This is a genomic window from Corynebacterium sp. CCM 9204 (assembly GCF_041357695.1).
Lineage (GTDB): Bacteria > Actinomycetota > Actinomycetes > Mycobacteriales > Mycobacteriaceae > Corynebacterium.
The window spans coordinates 14,298-34,238 of record NZ_JAUERX010000005.1; the positions used below are offsets into that span (position 1 = coordinate 14,298).

At 64.4% G+C, this 19,941-nt stretch carries 19 protein-coding genes; 8 read left to right on the forward strand and 11 right to left on the reverse strand.

All coding sequences use genetic code 11. From position 1 onward, the window contains the following. Nucleotides 1-26: 26 nt before the first annotated feature. The 3 genes from hpt to dacB all read right to left on the reverse strand — a co-directional run bounded on the left by hpt (nucleotide 27) and on the right by dacB (nucleotide 3,005). A complete protein-coding gene (hpt, locus tag QWU43_RS10010; protein ID WP_370915567.1) occupies nucleotides 27-611 on the reverse strand; it encodes a hypoxanthine phosphoribosyltransferase in 585 nt (194 codons plus the stop codon). 64 nt (nucleotides 612-675) lie between these two features. Further along, on the reverse strand, nucleotides 676-1,692 hold the full coding sequence (tilS, locus tag QWU43_RS10015; RefSeq protein WP_370915588.1) for a tRNA lysidine(34) synthetase TilS: 1,017 nt from the start codon (nucleotides 1,690-1,692) through the stop codon (nucleotides 676-678). 5 nt (nucleotides 1,693-1,697) lie between these two features. Continuing rightward, nucleotides 1,698-3,005, reverse strand: a complete 1,308-nt coding sequence (gene dacB / locus QWU43_RS10020) for a D-alanyl-D-alanine carboxypeptidase/D-alanyl-D-alanine-endopeptidase (protein WP_370917762.1) — start codon at nucleotides 3,003-3,005, stop codon at nucleotides 1,698-1,700. A gap of 254 nt (nucleotides 3,006-3,259) precedes the next feature. On the opposite strand from dacB, the gene QWU43_RS10025 reads away from it, so the two are divergent. Together QWU43_RS10025 and QWU43_RS10030 are read left to right on the forward strand one after the other, a co-directional pair. After that, the gene (locus tag QWU43_RS10025) at nucleotides 3,260-3,736 is read left to right on the forward strand and encodes an inorganic diphosphatase (protein ID WP_370915565.1); all 477 of its coding nucleotides are present in this window, start codon (nucleotides 3,260-3,262) and stop codon (nucleotides 3,734-3,736) included. A 27-nt stretch (nucleotides 3,737-3,763) separates the two neighbouring features. Continuing rightward, a complete protein-coding gene (locus QWU43_RS10030; RefSeq protein WP_370917763.1) occupies nucleotides 3,764-4,741 on the forward strand; it encodes an ion channel in 978 nt (325 codons plus the stop codon). Between the two features lie 315 nt (nucleotides 4,742-5,056). Here the strand turns inward: QWU43_RS10030 and QWU43_RS10035 are convergent, their stop codons facing one another. Then, complete coding sequence (locus QWU43_RS10035) at nucleotides 5,057-5,860, reverse strand: ABC transporter permease (RefSeq protein ID WP_370917764.1); 804 nt, start codon at nucleotides 5,858-5,860, stop codon at nucleotides 5,057-5,059. A 199-nt stretch (nucleotides 5,861-6,059) separates the two neighbouring features. On the opposite strand from QWU43_RS10035, the gene QWU43_RS10040 reads away from it, so the two are divergent. The 3 genes from QWU43_RS10040 to QWU43_RS10050 all read left to right on the forward strand — a co-directional run bounded on the left by QWU43_RS10040 (nucleotide 6,060) and on the right by QWU43_RS10050 (nucleotide 10,832). Beyond that, nucleotides 6,060-6,359, forward strand: coding sequence for a rhodanese-like domain-containing protein (locus QWU43_RS10040; protein ID WP_370915562.1), 300 nt, complete (start codon nucleotides 6,060-6,062; stop codon nucleotides 6,357-6,359). Nucleotides 6,360-6,462: 103 nt separating this feature from the next. Beyond that, nucleotides 6,463-6,915 (forward strand): MarR family winged helix-turn-helix transcriptional regulator, encoded by a 453-nt coding sequence (locus tag QWU43_RS10045; protein WP_370915561.1) that lies wholly within the window; start codon nucleotides 6,463-6,465, stop codon nucleotides 6,913-6,915. Between the two features lie 29 nt (nucleotides 6,916-6,944). Continuing rightward, a complete protein-coding gene (locus QWU43_RS10050) occupies nucleotides 6,945-10,832 on the forward strand; it encodes a Pls/PosA family non-ribosomal peptide synthetase (RefSeq protein ID WP_370917765.1) in 3,888 nt (1,295 codons plus the stop codon). 26 nt (nucleotides 10,833-10,858) lie between these two features. Here QWU43_RS10050 and ppk2 read toward each other — a convergent pair whose 3' ends face one another. From ppk2 to QWU43_RS10080, 6 genes are all read right to left on the reverse strand, one after another. Then, nucleotides 10,859-11,758: a polyphosphate kinase 2 gene (gene ppk2 / locus QWU43_RS10055; RefSeq protein ID WP_370915559.1), complete on the reverse strand. Its 900-nt coding sequence runs from the start codon at nucleotides 11,756-11,758 to the stop codon at nucleotides 10,859-10,861. Nucleotides 11,759-11,980: 222 nt separating this feature from the next. Then, complete coding sequence (locus tag QWU43_RS10060) at nucleotides 11,981-12,112, reverse strand: hypothetical protein (protein WP_370917766.1); 132 nt, start codon at nucleotides 12,110-12,112, stop codon at nucleotides 11,981-11,983. 61 nt (nucleotides 12,113-12,173) lie between these two features. After that, nucleotides 12,174-12,326, reverse strand: a complete 153-nt coding sequence (locus tag QWU43_RS10065; protein ID WP_370917767.1) for a PorH family porin — start codon at nucleotides 12,324-12,326, stop codon at nucleotides 12,174-12,176. Nucleotides 12,327-12,753: 427 nt separating this feature from the next. Continuing rightward, a complete protein-coding gene (gene panC, locus QWU43_RS10070; RefSeq protein WP_370917768.1) occupies nucleotides 12,754-13,773 on the reverse strand; it encodes a pantoate--beta-alanine ligase in 1,020 nt (339 codons plus the stop codon). Nucleotides 13,774-13,838: 65 nt separating this feature from the next. Beyond that, nucleotides 13,839-14,216, reverse strand: a complete 378-nt coding sequence (locus QWU43_RS10075) for a GntR family transcriptional regulator (RefSeq protein ID WP_370917769.1) — start codon at nucleotides 14,214-14,216, stop codon at nucleotides 13,839-13,841. Between the two features lie 6 nt (nucleotides 14,217-14,222). After that, nucleotides 14,223-15,092 (reverse strand): hypothetical protein, encoded by an 870-nt coding sequence (locus tag QWU43_RS10080; RefSeq protein WP_370917770.1) that lies wholly within the window; start codon nucleotides 15,090-15,092, stop codon nucleotides 14,223-14,225. 64 nt (nucleotides 15,093-15,156) lie between these two features. On the opposite strand from QWU43_RS10080, the gene QWU43_RS10085 reads away from it, so the two are divergent. Further along, nucleotides 15,157-15,450 carry a hypothetical protein gene (locus QWU43_RS10085; protein WP_370917771.1) on the forward strand — a complete coding sequence of 98 codons (294 nt, stop codon included), beginning with the start codon at nucleotides 15,157-15,159 and terminating at the stop codon, nucleotides 15,448-15,450. 116 nt (nucleotides 15,451-15,566) lie between these two features. Here QWU43_RS10085 and groL read toward each other — a convergent pair whose 3' ends face one another. Then, nucleotides 15,567-17,210 carry a chaperonin GroEL gene (gene groL, locus QWU43_RS10090; RefSeq protein ID WP_198736496.1) on the reverse strand — a complete coding sequence of 548 codons (1,644 nt, stop codon included), beginning with the start codon at nucleotides 17,208-17,210 and terminating at the stop codon, nucleotides 15,567-15,569. Nucleotides 17,211-17,413: 203 nt separating this feature from the next. On the opposite strand from groL, the gene QWU43_RS10095 reads away from it, so the two are divergent. Then, entirely contained in the window at nucleotides 17,414-18,778 is a 1,365-nt protein-coding gene (locus QWU43_RS10095; protein WP_370915552.1) for a dipeptidase, read from the forward strand. A gap of 375 nt (nucleotides 18,779-19,153) precedes the next feature. Continuing rightward, nucleotides 19,154-19,753 carry an acetyl-CoA acetyltransferase gene (locus tag QWU43_RS10100; protein WP_370917772.1) on the forward strand — a complete coding sequence of 200 codons (600 nt, stop codon included), beginning with the start codon at nucleotides 19,154-19,156 and terminating at the stop codon, nucleotides 19,751-19,753. Nucleotides 19,754-19,941: the final 188 nt, after the last annotated feature.

A 19,941-nucleotide genomic window follows, 5' to 3' on the forward strand; every position in this document is an offset into this window, starting at 1 on the left:
TGGCCGCGGAAACCCGCGGGTTGAGGTCAGCCTGTGTAGACGCTGGGGTGCAGCCTGCCCACGTAAGGCAGGTCGCGGTAGCGCTCGGCATAGTCGAGGCCGTAACCGACAACGAACTCGTTGGGGATGTCGAACCCGATATCGGAAAACTCCACCTTCGCCCGGACAGCCTCCGGCTTGCGGAGCAGGGAAATGACCTCGAGGCTTTTCGGTCCTCGGCTCTTCAGGTTCTTGAGCAGCCAGGAAAGAGTGAGCCCGGAGTCAATGATGTCCTCCACGATGAGGACGTTCCGGTCGGCGATGTTCCGGTCAAGATCCTTCAGAATCCGCACCACTCCGGACGATGAAGTGGCATTTCCGTACGAGGACACCGCCATGAACTCCATCTGGGAGGGAATGGTGAGTGCCCGGGCGAAATCAGTCATGAAGAAAACCGCGCCTTTGAGCACCCCGATGAGGATGAGATCGTCCTCATCATCGGCATGCTCCGCGGACACTTTCGCAGCCATCTCCGCCACCCGGCGCTGTAGATCCGCTTCACTAACCAGGACCTTCTCCACGTCGGTTCCGTAGGCACCGTCGGGGACCGGGATGTTCTTCTGTTCATGCATGGTGTGTGTCGACCCTTCGTCGTCGTTCGCCCGCCATTCGGGGAACCCAGTCACCGGGTGTCCGTCAGCGCGCGCTCACAGTCAGAATGCCATTGTGCCGCATCACAACCAACCTGCGCCCGTCGGAGGTTCCTCCCACCGCGACCGGACCCTGTCCGTGCCAATCCGTCAAAAGCGTGTCGACGCCTGCGATACCGCGTGCGGTCACCACCGCCCCGTTGGCGCGGAGGAAATGAGCGAGGATCCGACGTCGTAGTGCGGGATGTTCGCCGCCGACGCTCACCGGTAGGGAACCTGGGGTGGTGCACCCGGAGTGGTCCCGGTGTCTCCGGAGCGCGTCGGCGGCGAGTGCATCGAGCAATTCCGCGTCCTCCGTCGCCTTAGCCGACGCCTCCGCGAGAGGGGGAACCGCATCACCTCCGATCATTTCGGAGAGCGCGGGGATGATCCGCCCGCGTACCGACACCCGACGGAACCCCTGATCCGCATTGTGCGGATCCTGCCACGGGGTGAGACCCAGTTCTTGGGCGGCACCAACGGTGTCCGCGCGACGGACCCGGAGAAATGGTCGCAGAAGTGAAACCGGTGCGTTCGTTCCCGCGGTTCCCGGAACCGTCCCCTCCTCCGACAATCCACCGGAGATTCCCCGGAGTGCCGCGAGCACCATCGTCTCGGCGGAATCGTCCAGAGTGTGCCCGACCCACACCGGTGCCGAGATTCTTCGGGCCACCTCCGCGAGTGCGCTGTAACGGGCGTCCCGCGCCGCCGATTCCAGGCTTCCCGCGAATGCGGCCGGGTCAACGGCGACAACCTCTGCCGTCGCCCCCATCGAACGACTCTGTTCCGCCGCCCGGCTAGCTTGTGCACCACTACCCGGCTGCAGACCGTGATCGACGCATACCGCGTGAACAGCTACGTCTTCAGCCAGTGCCGCTGCCGCGAGCATCAGGGAGTCCGGGCCTCCAGATACCCCAAGCACCGCCGGGCCCCCGCCCCTGGCGAAGCGTCGGACGGCCACTCTGAGGGTGAGGAAGCGCGGACAGATACGGGGCAAAGGTACATCACCGATGCGGGGCGGCACCTCGGTCACCCACTCCGGAGCGCGGAGGCGAGTGTATCGAGAGCTTCTCTGGCGGGCAGGATCGCAGAGTCGTTGGAGATAAACGCGAAGGTGTAGACACGTCCATTTTCCGAGGTTACCGTACCTGCGAGCGCGGAGGTCTCGGTGAGGGTTCCGGTCTTCGCCCGGACCCAGCCACGACCTGCCCGGTCCCCGAATCTGTTGCTCAGTGTGCCGGTGGCTGCGGCAACCGGCAGGGTGTCCAACAGTGCCCGAAGCTCGGTGCCCCGCACCGCAGCAGTGAGGACGGCGTCAAGAAGCGCAGGTGAGACAGCATCTGATTCGGAAAGCCCCGAAGTGTCATCGAGACGGGCACCGCCGACGTTGATTCCCCGTTCACGGAGGGTGTCGAGCACAGCGCGTCCGGCGTTGGCACTGTCCGTCGGCAGGCCCCGGGCGAGTGCGACCTCACGCCCGATAGCCTCGGCTGCGATGTTGTCGCTGTCACGCATCATGAGACGGAGCCGGTCGATGAGGGGTTCCGAGGTCACCGAGGCGAGTTCACGAGCCTCGACGGGGGCTGTGACGTGGCCTGAATGTCCGCCCCCCAGCCGCTCTCCGAGCCTGCGTGCAACATCCATTGCGGGCTCGGCGCTACGTGGGCCATGACTGACGGTAGCGTCAAGCAATCCACGGTCGGCCATGACCGGTTCTATCGGGGCAATGAAACCGGCCTCGATATCCTCCCTGGACCATCCGGGAGCAAACGTGTCCGTGGACCAGCGGGAGGTGTCCACCATGACGTCGACCGGAGCATCACCGGGCATTCCGGCCCGGATCTGAGCGGCGAGATCATCGAGTTTCGCCGCGGTCAGATCAACGTCACCAGCTCCAACGAGGATTGCGGTACCGGGTTCGGTTCCCTCGACGACCCTCGTGGTCACCGTCTGCTCCGGACCAAAGGTGAGCAGTGCTGCGACCGCCGTGAGGATCTTCACCGTCGACGCAGGGCGCACCTCCTGGTCTGGGGTTCTCACCCAGGTCACGGTACCGGTGGTGGCATCCGTGACAGAGGCCACCAGGTGCCCGAGTCGTGGGTCTGTGGCGAGTCCGTCGAGTCTGGCTACGAGGTCGGCGGTGTCTGGAACTGTGTTGGCGTCTCCATCTGTGAGGATCGGGGTAAACGGCTCTGCGGGGACCTGGATTTCGAGGGCAGCACCGTGGTTCAACTCACGGCTGGCACCATCCCGGGCCACGGCGACGGTAGCCACGCCACCGGCGAATGCCACCACGAGGATCGCGGAGGTCACCCACCACCAGTCCTTGAGCGTCATGTCATGCCTTCCCGAGGTTCCACCGGGTCCGTCTGTCCCGGACCGTCGGCCACCGTGTCACGGTGTTGCGGGCATGATCCTAGTGCACCCCGACGGGACCGCACACCGCCAAGGCTAGGATGGGGATGATCACGGGCCCGGGATGATCTCGGCCCCGATTACAACCACCGCAGTCGATCCTGCGCGCTGATTCCGGTACGGCTCGCCGCCCGGACACGAGGTGCCGCAGGGAAAGGAACACGGCAACACACGCCATGAGCATCGAAGTCACTATCGAGATCCCCAAGGGTTCCCGCAACAAGTACGAGGTCGACCACGAGACGGGCAAGGTCTACCTGGACCGCTACCTGTTCACCCCGATGGCCTACCCGGCCGACTACGGCTTCATCGATCACACCCTCGGCGAAGACGGCGACCCGATGGACGCACTGGTCATCCTGCCCGAGCCCGTCTTTCCCGGTGTCATCGTCAAAGCCCGCACCGTCGGTGTGTTCAAGATGACGGATGAGGCCGGCGGCGACGACAAGCTGCTCTGTGTCCTGGACGACCCGCGCTTCGATCATCTGCAGAACATCGACGACGTCTCCACCTTCCTCCGCGACGAGATCGAGCACTTCTTCGTCCACTACAAGGATCTGGAACCCGGTAAAGAAGTTCAGGGGGCCGGTTGGGGCGACAAGTCCGAGGCCGAGCAGATCCTGCAGGCTTCCGTCGAGCGCTACAAGGGTTAGCGAACCGGGCATGGCACACTGATCGTCATGCCCGCCACCCCAGACGAGAGCACCGGAACAACAGCGGACCCGGATCAGGGAGTGTCCTTCCCTGCCCGCCTGAAGTACGCCTATCTCACGGTCTTCCACCCTGAGATCCCAGATGACGCCCCACCGCAACAGCGGTGGGAGGCACGGGTCGAGGGGCCGATGATCATCGTCTCCATCATTTTCCTCATCCTCTTCATCTGGGCGTCCATCGGCAGAGCCGATGCCCGCTGGACCCGCATCGCCGAGTACGGCATGTGGTTGACCTGGTGGGCATTCATCGTGGACTACATCACCCGGCTCTATCTCGCGGAGGCCCGCATCCGGTGGTTCTGGCGGCACTTCCACGAGTTCCTCCTGGTGGTGCTGCCCTGGTTCCGGCCGCTGCGGCTGCTGCGGATCCTACCGGTGATCTTCCTGGTCCAGCGGTTCTCGGCGTCGAACAAGCGGGTCACGGTGGCCGCCTACACCGGCGTGGCCTCGGTACTACTGATCCTGATCTCCGCACTGTCCATCTACGACGTCGAGCACGGTAACCCCGAGTCGCAGATCACCACCTTCTTCGACGCCGTCTGGTGGTCGATAGTGACGGTGACAACGGTCGGTTACGGCGACATCACCCCGGTGACCACCGGAGGCCGGTACATAGGAATCGCCGTGATGCTGGGTGGTATCGCGGTCGCCGGTGTCGTCACCGCAACGTTCGCGTCGTGGCTGGTCCAACAGGTCGAGGACGAGGACACTGCCGCGCTGCAGGACCAGCAGCGGGCGGTCACGCGGGAGCTCAAGGGGCTGCGCTGTGAAATCGACCAACTCCGGGGCCAGATCAGCCGGATGACTGAACAGCAAGAGCATCTGCTCCGGCATCTGTCCGCCACCGGCGGCCAGTCACCGGCTGTACCTCCGACTCCACCGAAGAAGGAGCAGCACTCCCGCAGTAAGCGGGGCTGGCCCCACCGCCACAAGGAATCTGACTAGGCGGTTGTCGTACGACCGTATGCCCGACACACCAATTCCGGTTTGCCACAGAAACTGATGGCAGGGGTTGTGCGGCAGCCGCCCCTGTTGTTCTGGCTGTGATGGATGCGGAGCAGACGAGAATATGCACGAAACGCAGGAAGACTGTGTTCCTTTGTCCCCCATCCCCGGTGAGGGACAAGGCCCATGCCGATTGTTTCTTCTGCGTTTCCACGACGTAAACCACCCCACAGACTGCTTTACCCCAGCGGGAATTTTCACCGCCCCACCAACCTGGAATCCGGCTCGAACGCCTGAAGCCGGTCGATGTGACGGTCAGAGCAGGCGCCAGACAACGAAATACTCGGTGATCATCAGCGCGGCCGTGGACACGGCGAGAATCGCGATGATCACGAACAACTGCATTATGCCCGCTTCCATCGGCGTCGCTCCGCCCAGGATCATGCCGACAAATGCCCCAGGAATCGTGACCATCCCGACGGTCCTGGTGGTGTCCATGGTCGGCACGAGTGCCGCGCTGGCGGCCCGCTCCGCCACGAGCATCCGGGCCTGAGTGTCCGTGAATCCGAGGGCAAGTGCGGCTTCGACCTCACCCCGCCCGGACCGGAGTTCCTCATGAACCCGTCGTCCGGTCAGTGCCGAAACCGCCATGCCGTGCCCGATCAGAATGCCGGTCACGGGAATGACTGCCAGTCCCCGCAGATCAAGGATCCCCGCGAGAAGCAGCGCAGCGACGAGAAGGAATGGCACCAATCCGACGGGAACGGTGAGGATTAGGATCTCCCGGATCCGCTGGCTGAACGGTATCCGGGAACGTTTCTTCCGGGACAGATTGCCTCCGCCGCGGGCGACGAGAATTCGGCCGTGCGCCGTCTCGGCGGCGGTCAACGTGATCGCGGTGAGAAAAAGGATGATTGACCACAGGTGGCTCACAGCGAAGTCGAGAATGAGTCCGAGGACCAGAAGCTGCACCGTCGCCCGGATCGCGGCCCAGGGAATGAGCCTCGCATGTTCGGTCCGCCCCACTCTGGCGAGAACGGCGGCGACGGTGACGAGGAGGACCAAAGCAACCACGAGTGGCCAGCCGAAATTGAACATCGTGGTATGGGTTCCCTGCATGTGGTCAGTCTATGGCGTGGGGGTAGAGAACGATTGGCGTAATCCGACATCCCAGTTCGCTCCACCCCTGAATCTCCCCATCAGGTTTCGCAATTCCGCAGGTTGCACCGATTCGGCGGGTAGACTTCCCGGTGTCCGATCTCTGCACCCGTCCGGGCACCCTCCGGGCGTCTCTCCCCTACGAACCGAAGGTCTTCACATGGATTCCGTCTCACCCACCGATGTCCCCGCCAACGCTCAGCTCATCGATGTCCGGGAGACCACCGAGTTCGCCGAGGGGCATGCCGTCGGTGCCGTCAATATTCCGATGAGCGAGATCGTCGGCCGTCTCGATGAGCTCGACCAGGACCGCGAGCTCTACATCATCTGCCTGTCCGGTGGCCGATCCGCCCAGGTCTGTGAGTACCTGGGTCACCGTGGGGTCGATGCCATCAACGTCGAGGGTGGTACGTCAGCGTGGCGTGCCGCCGCACTCCCGATGGAGCTCCCCGGCACCTAATGTCCGCAGTGCGGGCAATTACGTCCACGAGCCACACCACACCTAATCATGGATACAGACCAATGTTTTCCATATGCCATGTTAGGGGGCTAATATGAATGGTATGGCAGCTACACCGGTCGTTCCCACCGCACTCCTCGAATCCCCATCCTTCCAATTGGAGCGGCTCCGCCGCCGCACCCGTGATGAGGTCGAGGGGGCACTCACCCAAGAAGGAACAGGACTCCGTGAGTACTGGGTTCTTACCTGCCTCGTCGAGAAATCCGCGGCCAGTCAGACTGCCCTGTGTGAACTACTCGCATTCGACGCCTCCGACATGGTCCGTCTGATCGATGGTCTGGAGAAGCACTCCTGGGTTAAGCGTGAACGTGACCAGAAGGACCGTCGCCGCCAGATTGTCGCAGCCACGAAAAAAGGCCGCACGGCACAGAAGAAGCTCGCGGCCATCGTCGCCGAGGCCGAGGACCGCGCCCTCGACGAATCCACCTCGAAACAGTTGAAACACCTCCGTAAGCTCGCGAAGGCGATCATCGCCCTCGATGTCGATGAGCACTGATCCCAACCGGAAAGCGCCCCGCCCGCACCGTGTCCCTGAAATCCGTTCCCCCGCAGTTCCTGCGCGCCGGTGAGGCCGCACCCCGACGCACGCTCACAGACATCGTGGCAGCCACCGCAGCCGCCCACCCCAACGCCGCAGCCATCGACGACGGTGAGGTTCTGACCTACACCGAACTCATGGAGGTCGTGCACCACAAGGCTGGAGCGCTGCATGCCGCAGGCATCCGCCGGGGTGACCGCATCGGGATCCGCTTGCCGAGTGGCGGAAGCGAGCTGTACATCACGATTCTGGCCGTCCTGACCGCCGGTGCAGCATACGTTCCGGTGGATGCCGACGATCCGGATGAACGCGCCGAGATGGTTTTCGATGAGGCAAGGGTCAACGCGACCGTCACCGATTCGGGACTTACCGTGCTCCGTCGGACGGCCGGTGGCGACACCCGCCCACCCCGGCCTGATGATGACGCCTGGATCATCTTCACCTCCGGGTCCACCGGCCGTCCCAAAGGCGTCGCCGTCACACACCGTTCCGCCGCCGCCTTCGTCGACGCCGAGGCGCGCTTATTCCTCGTCGACTCCCCCGGAGGCCCACTCGGACCGGACGACCGCGTACTCGCAGGCCTCTCCGTCGCCTTCGACGCATCCTGCGAGGAGATGTGGCTGGCCTGGGGGCACGGTGCCTGCCTCGTTCCCGCACCACGGATGCTGGTGCGTTCCGGAATGGACCTCGGCCCCTGGCTGATCAGGCGTGACATCACGGTCGTCTCCACCGTTCCGACATTGGCCGGCCTGTGGCCCGCAGAGGCACTGGACAACATCCGCCTGCTCATCTTCGGAGGCGAGGCCTGTCCCCCGGAGCTGGTAGAACGCCTGGACACCGGAGAGCGCGAGATCTGGAACACCTACGGCCCGACCGAGGCCACAGTCGTGGCCTGCGCCTCACGGATGCACACCGGACGGGACGTATCCATCGGTCTGCCCCTCGACGGATGGGATCTCGTCGTGGTCGATGGCGATGGTCAGCCGGTCGTGCCGGGCGAGATCGGTGAACTCGTCATCGGCGGGGTCGGCCTCGCCCGGTACCTCGACCCGGAGAAGGACCGGGAGAAGTATGCGCCACTACGCAGTGTGGGGTGGCCCCGGGCCTACCGGTCCGGCGATCACGTCCGTCTGGAGGAGGATGGTCTCTACTTCGTCGGCCGGGTGGACGACCAGGTCAAGATCGGAGGCAGGCGAATTGAACTCGGTGAGGTGGAGGCAGCCGTCGCAGCACTGCCCGGGGTCCGGTCCTCCGCAGTCGTCGTACAGACGACCGGGGCGGAGTCCAAGGTACTCGTCGCCTATCTCTCCTGTGTGAACCCGGACGCAGGATTCGACACTGTCACAGCTACCAAACGGCTCGCTGAGGCGATGCCCGCGGCACTCGTACCACGTCTGTGCGTCCTTGATGAACTACCCGTCCGGACGTCCGGAAAGGTGGACAAGGCGGCACTGCCGTGGCCACTACCCGGCGCGGTGACCGACACCTCCTCGATGTCTCCCACTGAGGCGTGGCTCGCGGAACTCTGGGTGGACGTTCTCGGTTCCGCGGTGTCCGATCCGGACGCGGACTTTTTCGCGCTCGGTGGTACATCACTGGCCGCTGCCACTCTGGTCGGACGAATCCGGGAACGGTTCCCTACGATGTCCGTGCGGGAGCTCTACGATCATCCGCGTCTGGGGGCACTGGCTCAGTGTCTCGACGCCCGTCCCGACGCACCCTCCGGGGTAGTGCAGCGCCGGAGGGTGCGCGGTGTGCCGACCCGGACCCGGGTTCTCCAGCATCTGATCCAGGTTCCAGTGATGACGCTCCAGGCCGCACAGTGGGTGGCGTGGCTTCTCGTCGCCAACAACCTCGCTGCCGCCGCCGGAACCTGGTGGGCGGTGCCCGCCCCCTGGTGGCTCGTGGTCCTCATGCTCGTCATATTCGTGACCCCCGCCGGGCGACTGCCCCTGGGAGCGCTCGCCGCCCGGGTGCTCACCCGGGGCATCACACCCGGGAACTACGCGCGCGGCGGACCCGAGCACCTACGATTGTGGGCCGCGGACCGTATCCAGGACGCCTGTGGTGCCCGGGACATTGCCGGGGCGACGTGGATAACCAGCTACGCGCGCCTGCTGGGGGCATCCATCGGCAGGGATGTCCACCTGCACACTCTCCCTCCCGTGACGGGTCTCCTCACCCTCGGGGACCATTGCTGCATCGAACCGGAGACGGATCTCTCCGGAGTGTGGGTGGACGGCGACACCGTTCATATCGGACGGATCACGGTGGATGAGGACGCCTGCGTCGGTGCACGTTCCATGCTCCTTCCCGGGACAGTTGTCGGTGCCGGCGCCCATGTCGAGGCCGGTTCGTGCGTCACCGGGATGAAGAAGGTGAAACCCGGCGCACGGTGGGCGGGTTCCCCCGCTGCGAAGGTAGGTCGCGCCAAGCGACGTTTCCCCGAGGAGCACCCGGCACGACGCCCCTGGTGGGTACCCGTGTACGGTGCGACATCCCTGGCCCTGAGCCTCATGCCCATCTTCTCCATAGGTACCGGCGGCGCAGCAGTGGCTGGTGCAGCGACCGCGCTAGGCGGTGGCTCCGGCACAGCAACTATCACGGCAGGGCTACTTCTCGCACCGGTGGGAGCGCTGATCGCGTTCAGTGTGAACGCGATGCTCACGCTCATCGGGGTACGGCTGATGTCGTTCCGTTTGACCACCGGGGTGCATCCGGTTCGCTCCCGGACCGGTTGGCAGTTGTGGGCCACGGAACGTCTCATGGACGCCGCCCGGACCCACCTGTTCCCCCTCTACGCTTCCCGACTGACGCCCCTGTGGCTACGTGCCTTGGGAGCACAGGTGGGCCGGGACACCGAAATTTCCACTGCCGTGATGGTCCCAGCATTCACGGATATCCGGGATGGGGCGTTCCTCGCGGATGACACGATGGTCGGCGGCTATGAGCTCGGAGGAGGCTGGATGCTTGCGGGGCGCACCCGCATCGGTAAGCGCAGTTTCCTCGGGAACTCCGGTATCGCCGGAGCAGGGCGAAAGCTCGCCAAGAATTCCCTGGTCGCGGTGCTCTCACAGACTCCACGTAAGGCACGCGCAGGATCGAACTGGTTGGGCTCCCCGCCGGAGCGACTGCGGCGGGTCACCGTCGACGCCGGTGGTGAAGCAAGAACGTATCGTCCGACAGGGCGTCTCAAGCGCGCCCGCGGGCTCGTGGAGACGATGCGGCTGCTCGCCCCGATGACCTCCGGGGTGCTTGTCGCGGGAACGCTGCTGGCCCTTCAGTGGCTCTACACCCGCCCCGGGGATTCCCTCGCTGGGGCCGGACTCGCGTGGCTCTGTGGCGGTCTGGTCCTGATGTCCGCCGGGCTGTGTGCGGCCACGATCACCGTCGCGGTGAAATGGCTGTGCGTCGGCAGGATCCGACCAGGTGAGCACCCCCTGTGGTCCCGGTTCGTGTGGCTCAACGAACTTCAGGATGCATTCGTGGAAGCGGTCGCGGCACCGTGGTTCCTTAATCCCAATCAGGGAACGGAGCCCCTCGTGTGGTTCCTCCGTGCGATCGGTGCAAAGATCGGCCGGGGCACCTGGATCGAGTCCTACTGGCTCCCCGAGGCCGACCTGGTGGAGATCGGGGATGCGGCGACCATTGGACCCGGCTGTGTGGTGCAAACCCATCTCTTCCAGGACCGGGTCATGAGCCTGGACACCGTCCGGATCGGTGCCGGGGCTGTCCTCGGCCCCCATTCGGTGGTACTCCCCGCCGCGACTCTCGGCGAGGGGACGACGATCGGCCCAGCGTCCCTCGTTCTCCGCGGAGACCGGGTCCCCCGACACACGAGATGGCAGGGGAACCCGGTCGAACCACTGGACTGACTTCGGGGGAACGCGGTGTGGGGTGATCAGTCCCCGATCTGATCCCGCCCACGGAGCACGATCTTCGGGTCCGGTTCGCCCACGAGTTCATGATCCTTGCCGGTGTACTCGAACTTGGACAGAACGTAGCGCATGGCGTTGATCCGGGCGCGTTTCTTGTCGTTCGATTTGATGGTCACCCACGGGGACTCGTCGGTGTCCGTGTAACGGAACTGTTCTTCCTTCGCTCGGGTATAGTCCGGCCACTTGTCCAGGGAGGCCAGGTCCATCGGCGACAGTTTCCATTGCCGGACCGGATCGACCTGACGGATGGCGAAGCGGGTGCGCTGCTCTTTCTGCGTGACGGAGAACCAGAACTTCGTCAGGGAGATACCCGAGCCCATGATCATGTTCTCCAGCATCGGTACCTCCCGTAGGAACTCCGCATGCTGGGACTCGGTGCAGAAACCCATGACGCGCTCGACACCAGAGCGGTTGTACCAGGAGCGGTCGAAGAAGACGATCTCACCCGCTGACGGGAAATGCTCAATGTAGCGCTGGAAGTACCACGAGGTGGACTCACGGGGGGAAGGCTTCTCCAGGGCGACGGTCCTGGCACCGCGGGGATTGAGGTGCTCATTGAAGCGCTTGATGGTTCCTCCCTTACCCGCGGCATCACGCCCCTCGAAGAGGATGATGTGGCGCTGCCCCGTGTCCTTCGTCCAGTTCTGCCACTTGAGCAGCTCGATCTGGAGCGCACGCTTCGTGTGCTCGTACTCGTGCCGGGACATCCGCTCGTCATACGGGTAATTCTCCCGCCACGTTTCCACGGGCGCACCATTCGGCTGGATGAGAACGGGATCGTCATCGTCGGAGTCATCGACGATGTAGCCCTCGGTGGCGGCCAGATCGACGACGGGGAGTTCCTGCTCGGGAAGTTCAGCCATAGGCCCAGTTTAACGCCGCGACAGTGCCTCCGCGTTGAATCGTGGACACAACCCACGCCGACGGGGGGTCGTAGGGTAGGAGTGTCCACAAATCTCCCGATCACCCCCGTGATGCCCCGGACACGCAGAAAACCCGGCCCGTGCGTACACGGTACCGGGTTTTCTGTCCGTTCTCCGCTTTAAGAAGCGGAGAACACCTTCGCCCCTAGGGGCGGCAGGTCATTACTTGACCAGGCCCAGGAGGGACTTGAGGCCGGAAGCGACGTCAGCGAAGGGCTTCAGGAACTCGAAGACCTCGTGGAGGAAACCGCCATCGGTAGAGAGGGAGGTCAGCGTGGTGGAGAAGGAATCCATGTTTTTGCTCCTAGCAGAGAGAAATTTGAAGGCCCTGGCCTATGCCGGGGCCAGGAGAGAGTTACTTGCTGCTTCCGAGTGCGGAAGAGAAGCTGCCGTCGGCGACCTGACCGAGGTGAGCGACAACCTTCGGGAAGTTCTCGATCAGCTTGTTGACCGCTTCGACGAAGGTGCTGAAGTCGCCGAGCTGATCTTTGATGACGGTGAAGTCCATGTTGTTCTCCTTGAGAGGACCAGCCTGGAGCTGGCATAAGTTTCCAGTTGCTGACGCCCTCAGGGACGCCACCACACAATCTAAGCATGTCCATGCCCTTCGTCAACCCACTTTGCCGGGGTAAGGACATCTACCAGACAATGTCGCAGCAGCAGTTCAACTGAAATATGAGGGAATGCTGTTACAGCGAACTGCCCTTTTACCACCCCAAATAAGTTTAGTGCACGAAAACGCCCGTAAACGGCTGTGAAATCCGCCAGCGACCGTAACGATTACCACGGAGGTCACGATGAAGCGCGACCAGCACACCACTAAATTGATACTTCTTTTTTTACTACCCCCTTTTGGGGTTAAAATGCGCTCTTCGTGATGCTCCCCAGCACCTTTCCCCCGAAAACCGCTTTTCGATCCGGAGCGTCTTCACCTCTCAGCCGGGCATGTTCCGTCCCTCACGGACCCGACGGACCTCGTCCCGGAGACGCCGCAGTTCCGCCATTTCCTCATCGGTGAGCTCTGCGTCGAGCCCCGCCGCCTGCAACGCCGCCTGCGCGATCTCCTTCTCCTGGCGGGCCTCCAGATCCCCGAGGATGACCCCGACATTGTCCAGCAACCGGACGCCCCCGACCCGAGCCGCGACGAGGAGCCGGGCCTCCCCCTCCCCGAAGTTCTCCGGCAGCGGCGCCAGCCTGCCGTCCCGAAGCTCGAGGTAGTCAACCTCAACCTCCGGTACGGCCTCCAGGACGGAGCGGGCCCCGGAGAGAACGGCCCCGGGGCCACGGTCCCCGCAGTGCGCACCCAGGGTGAGCGCCGCAGACAGGGCCACGGCGGCCTGCCGGGCGGTGCTATCGAGCCGCACGTTGCGGGAGCTCATTGCCAGGCCATCCTTCTCCCTGATGACGGGAACCGAATGAAGCTGAATGGGAAGGTTGAGGTCGGTGACGAGCTGCTGCATGAGGACGAGCTGCTGGTAGTCCTTCTCGCCGAACACCGCGTCGGAGCAGTTGGTCACGTTGAACAGCTTCAGGCAGACGGTCAGCGCTCCGTCGAAGTGGCCGGGGCGGGAGGCACCCTCCAGTTCCCCGGACAGTGGCCCTGCGGAGACGGTGGTGCGGAACCCGTTGGGGTACATCTCGCGGACGGATGGGGCGAAGACGAGCTCGACGCCCACCCCCCGGAGCTTCTCGACGTCCGCCTCCAGCGTCCGGGGGTAGGTGTCCAGGTCGGCATCATCCCCGAACTGCAGTGGGTTGACGAAGATGGAGACCACGACCACGGCACGCGGCAGTGACTTCGCGGCACGGACGAGCTCCAGGTGCCCCTCATGGAGGGCACCCATGGTGGGAACGAGGACAACCGGCCGTGACGTCTTGCGTAGTGCACGGGTGACGCGACCGATGTCGGCGACCGAGGTGTGCACGGTGGTTTCGCCCGGGGTGTATCCGGCCATGGGATCTTCTCCTTGGAACTGACGGCGGCGGTGGATCAGCAGGCGTCAATCCTAACCCTCGACGGTCATCGCCCCGGCCACGCCTCGGCAATCCGTCGTTGGAGTTCCGGCAATGTGATCCCGGCCTCGACAGCCCGGGAAACCAGGGCCGAAGTCTCGGCAGCGAGTCCGCCTCCGGAGCCTCCGGCCACAGAGTCCACGGCCCCTTCAGCGATCCGGGTTCCCGCTCCTCGGCGGGTGGTCACCGTTCCGGCCGCTTCAAGTTCCCGGTAAGCGCGTGCCACCGTCCCCGGGGCGATCCCGAGGTCACGCGCGAGCTGCCGCACCGGCGGGAGCCTAGCCCCCTCGTCCAGGTCACCTGACGTAACGAGCCGAATCACCTCGCGGCGAACCTGCTCGTAGACGGGAGTCGGATCATCGACACAGATACTTATCCGCCGCATCTCATCTCACCGAGCTTTGCTCGACGGGGCGGCGACGAGGGCGATGATATGGGTCAACGCATGGACGGCGGCACCGATGAGAAGCACCCCGGAAAACCCGATGAACCACAGAAACGCGGGTTTTCCCGCACAGTCGGGGTATGCGGCGAACATCCAGAGCGCAATGGGGGCACCGGTGACGGCCGCCGTGAAGGTCAGGGTGGCGGTCACAGCGGTGCCGGTGACCCGGCGGAATGCCACGTCCGCGTCGATGTCGGGGAGTACCGGACGTTTCGTGGCGAGGACGAGGACCAGGGCCCCGATCAGGGTGCACGCCGCAAGGATGCAAAGCATCGGGGTTGCATACCAACTTCCGGGCCACGGGGTTGCGGAGGACGTGATTATTCCGTCGGCTTCAAGGCAGGACACGGTGATGGCCCGTCCCGACCGTCCGAGGTCGTCGGGGGAGCCTGTGCGGATCCCGGCGAGGAGGACTCCGGCGGTCACCACGACGGTCGCGATCGACGACGCGAGCGGTACGGCTCCCGTCGTCGACAGGATGGTCCTGGTGGCGAGTGGTGCCCGGCGGCGTGCGCCTTGCTGCGGTCGAACGGTGGCGACCGCCACCGCCGAGACAATGAGCACGATGACCGCGAAGACCGTTGGGGCGAGGGTCAGTCCCAATCCCAGGCCGGTGATGAAGAGTGCACCAAACAATGCGACGGCGACTCCGGCCACGATCCCTCCCCGGAGCCAACGGCGGTAGCGGCGCACCGGCCCGGAATCAGCCGGGATCGTGGCTATCCCGGAAGTTCCCCGCGTCCGGACGAAGCGTGCGGCGATGACGGACACGAGGAACAATCCGATGAGGAGCAGTGACGGTAGGACGGATGTCATGGGGTGCCTCCTGCACATTTTGTATCAAGGTTATGATACAAAAAGCTAGAACATACCCTCTTTTGTGTCAATGTATCGATACAATTCGCAACATTCTGCACCCCGTGAGATCTCGCCCATCGCACCAGCAATCCCCTCCAGACAGCTCACTGCGCCGATTCTCGGCGCGACCTCCCCCAACGGCGACTGCGCCCCCAGCATGGCGGACATCAGCCACGAACAACCCACCGCCCACATCACCTACATCGGGAAACCCGGAGACGAGATCGTCGTCACCGCGACAGTCGGAACCGGAGTGACCGGAACATGCCACATCCCCGTCGACGACATCTCCGGGGAGCCAACACCGCTCCCGTGAACTGGTCCGCACGACGCCACAACGGCCTGCCCCCGCATACTGCGGGGGCAGGCCGTTGTTTTCTTCGACCACCACCCGGTGAGCACATCACCGGGCGGTGGTCAGGTGTCAGGGGATCAGAATCCGCCCATGCCACCCATGGCGTCGGCGTCGGGCATACCCTGGCCGGCAGGCTGCGGCTTGTCGGCGACGACAGCCTCGGTGGTGAGGAACAGAGCCGCGATGGAGGCGGCGTTCTGCAGTGCGGAGCGGGTCACCTTAACCGGGTCGTTGATGCCCGCATCCATCAGGTTGACGTACTCGCCGGTCGCGGCGTTCAGGCCTTCGCCCACCTTGAGGGAGGCGACCTTGTCGGCAACGACGCCCGGCTCGTGACCGGCGTTGAGTGCGATCTGCTTCAGCGGCGCGGACAGCGCAGTGCGAACGATCTTCACACCGGTGGCCTCATCGCCGGTGAGGTCGAGGTCACCGTCGAGAACGTGAGCGGCCTGGATAAGGGCCACGCCACCACCTGCGACGATGCCCTCCTCAACGGCTGCCTTGGCGTTCCGAACGGCATCCTCGATGCGGTGCTTGCGCTCCTTCAGCTCGACCTCGGTCGCGGCACCGACCTTGATGACGGCGACGCCACCGGCGAGCTTCGCCAGGCGCTCCTGCAGCTTCTCCCGGTCGTACTCGGAGTCGGAGTTCTCGATCTCGGCGCGGATCTGGTTGACGCGACCCTCGATCTGGGCGCTGTCACCGGCACCCTCGACGATGGTGGTCTCGTCCTTGGTGACGACGACCTTGCGGGCACGGCCCAGTAGCGGGATGTCCGCACTCTCCAGGGAGAGGCCGACCTCCTCGGAGATGACCTGACCACCGGTGAGGATGGCCATGTCCTGGAGCTGTGCCTTGCGGCGGTCACCGAAGCCGGGGGCCTTGACGGCGACGGACTTGAAGGTGCCACGGATCTTGTTGACAACCAGGGTGGACAGAGCCTCACCCTCAACATCCTCGGCGATGATCAGCAGCGGCTTGCCGGTCTGCATGACCTTCTCCAGCAGCGGAAGCAGATCCTTGATGTTGCCGATCTTCGCGGAGACCAGGAGGATGTACGGGTCCTCAAGGACGGCTTCCTGGCGCTCCATGTCGGTGGCGAAGTAGCCGGAGATGTAGCCCTTGTCGAAGCGCATGCCTTCGGTGACGTCGAGTTCGACACCGAAAGTGTTGGACTCCTCGACGGTGATGACGGATTCCTTGTTCAGCTTGCCTCCACCCACGGCGTACATCGCCTGGGCGATCTTGGCACCGATGGCGGGATCGGCGGCGGAGATGCCCGCAGTCGCAGCGATCTGCTCCTCCGTCTCGATCTCCTTAGCGGTGGCGAGCAGCTCCTCGGTGACCTTCTTCACAGCCTGCTCGATACCGCGCTTAATGCCCATCGGGTTAGAGCCGGCGGCCACGTTGCGCAGCCCCTCGCGGACGAGGGCCTGGGCGAGCACGGTGGCGGTGGTGGTGCCGTCGCCTGCGACGTCGTCGGTCTTCTTGGCGACCTCCTTGACCAGCTCGGCGCCGATCTTCTCGTACGGATCCTCCAGCTCGATCTCGCGGGCGATGGTCACGCCGTCGTTGGTGATGGTCGGGGCGCCCCAGGACTTCTCCAGGACGACGTTGCGCCCCTTCGGGCCGAGCGTGACCTTGACGGCGTCAGCGAGGGTGTTCAGGCCCTTTTCGAGGCCACGGCGTGCTTCCTCATCAAAAGCGATGATCTTTGCCATGTGTTGTGTGCTCCTTGGTTTTTCATCGGACGACACTCACGTCAAGTATCTGCGGGCGCCCGCGACGGCACGGTCGGTGAGTGTTGGGTCCAACCTCACCCGCAGGTGGTACAAATCCTGGCACTCTCCAGTATCAAGTGCTAGGTCCGTTTCTAGCAGTCGGGACGTGCGAGTGCAAGATCCGGGGTCCTAGACTTGACCCCATGACTCCCGAGATTCCCACCACAGCAGCAGTCACCGCAGCAATCGAGGCCCAGCAGGCACGCATTCTCGCCGACCTGACGGAACTCGTCTCCTTCAATTCCGTACACGGAGAACCGGACTGCAAACAGGCCAACGCCGACGCAGCAGCCTGGGTCGTCCACGCACTCGAGGACGTCGGCCTGACGGTCGAGCCCCACCCCACCACCGACGGATCCACCGCCGTGATCGGCCGCCGTGAAGCCCACGACGGACGCCCGACGGTCCTGCTCTACTCGCACTACGACGTCGTCCCGGCCGGAAGCCCTGCAGCGTGGACCTCAGACCCGTTCACCCTCACGGAACGCGACGGACGCTGGTACGGACGCGGTACCGCCGACTGCAAGGGCAATCTCGTCATGCACCTCGCCACCCTGCGTGCGCTCCGGGAGCTCGGTGATCCAGGCATCGGCATCATCGTCGTCATCGAAGGCTCCGAAGAGAAAGGTGGCGAGGGGCTCGACGCCCTCATCTCCGAACGACCGGAGCTCTTCACCGCCGACGCGATCATCATCGCGGACACCGGCAACGTCGCAGAGGGGGTCCCCACGCTGACCACTTCCCTCCGCGGCGGTGCACAACTCCGTGTCACCGTGCGAACCCTGCGGTCCGCTGTGCACTCCGGTGGATTCGGCGGACCCGCGCCGGATGCCGTCTCAGCCCTCATCCGCATCCTGGATTCCCTCCGCGATGAATCCGGGCGCGTCGCCATCCGCGCCACAGACAACACGGCCACGTGGAACGGGATCGCCTACGACCCGGACGCCTTCCGCGCGGACGCAGGCATCCTCGACGGAGTGGAGATCATCGGGGACGGTACCGACATCGCGGATCAGCTCTGGGCCCGGCCCGCCGTCACCGTCACCGGATTCACCTCCACCCCCGTCGCCGAAGCAATGAACGCCATTCCCGCCACCGCGAGTGCTCAACTCAACCTGCGCACCCCCTACGGCGCATCAGGGACCGGGACCGCCGAGGCACTCCGCCGCCACCTGCTCGACGCCGCACCCTGGGGCGCACAGGTCGACGTCGAGATTCTCGAGGTCAACGAACCTTTCGCCACAGACACATCAGGCCCCGCCGCCCAGGCACTCGCCGATGCACTGTCGAAGGCCTTCGGGGATAAGGAAACCGCGTACTGCGGCTCCGGTGGTTCCATTCCCCTGACCACCGCCCTGCAACAGGCGGTGCCGGGTGCCGAGATCGCCCTGTTCGGCGTCGAAGAACCGCTGTGCACCATCCACTCGGCCAACGAATCCGTCTCCCCGGAGGAACTGAAGCGCTGCGCCGTCGCAGAGACGCTGTTCCTGTTCAACTACACGGCCTAGGTTCCCACCCAGCTCCGACGCCCCCGGGAGAAAAGCCCGGGGGCTCTTCCACACCACCCCGTAGATACCCCCACACCCCACTTTTCCGGGAATCTCTTGACCCCGGACACGGGAAACCTCTAGCCTCGTTTTTGTGACGCACATCATTCGACTTACGCGAGTAGCAGAGGCTACGTACCCCGGTGAAGGATAAGGACTGACCCCTTCACCCGGGGCAGTAGTCGTTATCCTCCCAGTCGCTTGAACAAGCGTCGGTCCATTTCATTGACCAGACAGATCCGTCACACCACCACAAGGCCCTCCCCGGAATTCTCCGGCAGGTATCAGGTATGCGGCCCGTGGACGGACTGAAACTCCCGAAAAGGACCGATGGCGATGCACTCCACGCACACCACCACCGAACCGCAGACCGCAACCGAGGGGCAGTCGATCCACCCCCTGCATACTGCGCACCCACCGCTGACGGACACCCGAACCACTCAACCAGCACCATTCAACCGGCGCGACCCGTTGCGCCCCTGCACCGACGATCCATTCCGCGCCCGTTTCGGCCAGAATCTACCTGCAGGTCTCCGTGAGGAAGCCGCCGGAATGGACTGGCGGACATTTACCGCCACCTATTGCCCGACCCCAGATCTGCGCATCGAAGGCCTGTCACACAGCCCGCTCCGGGACAACCGCAGATTGTTCTCCGCCACTCTGACCACCTCCCGCCCGGGGCGGGGCGGCGTCGTCCACGCGCCCCGGGAGATCATCGCCATGGGTACGATCTCCGCGTGTACCAACCTGTTGGCCGACGCCGGGCGCCGAGTTGAGATCCTGACGTTCCGGCAGCGGAAGATCTTCAACGGTACCGCGATCTTCCTGGAGGTCTGCGACAACGGAAAACGCTGTTGGGTCCTCGGTTTCGGCGCGACACCCGACTCCGCCACAGCTTCCGCCATGAGCCGAGCGGCACACCGACTGCACCGCTGAACACTTTTCCACAGTTGCCCTGTACGGACGCCACGGTGAAAGTATTACCGAAACACAGCGCGGAACGCCCGGGGCGGCGGCGAGGGATACCCGGTGCAGATCGCAGCAGCCTCTGCTGCAGAATCGGGCAGCGGCTACCGCCAGGTACACTATCCTTCTGACCCATCCCGCCCAGCCCAGCCGGAGAA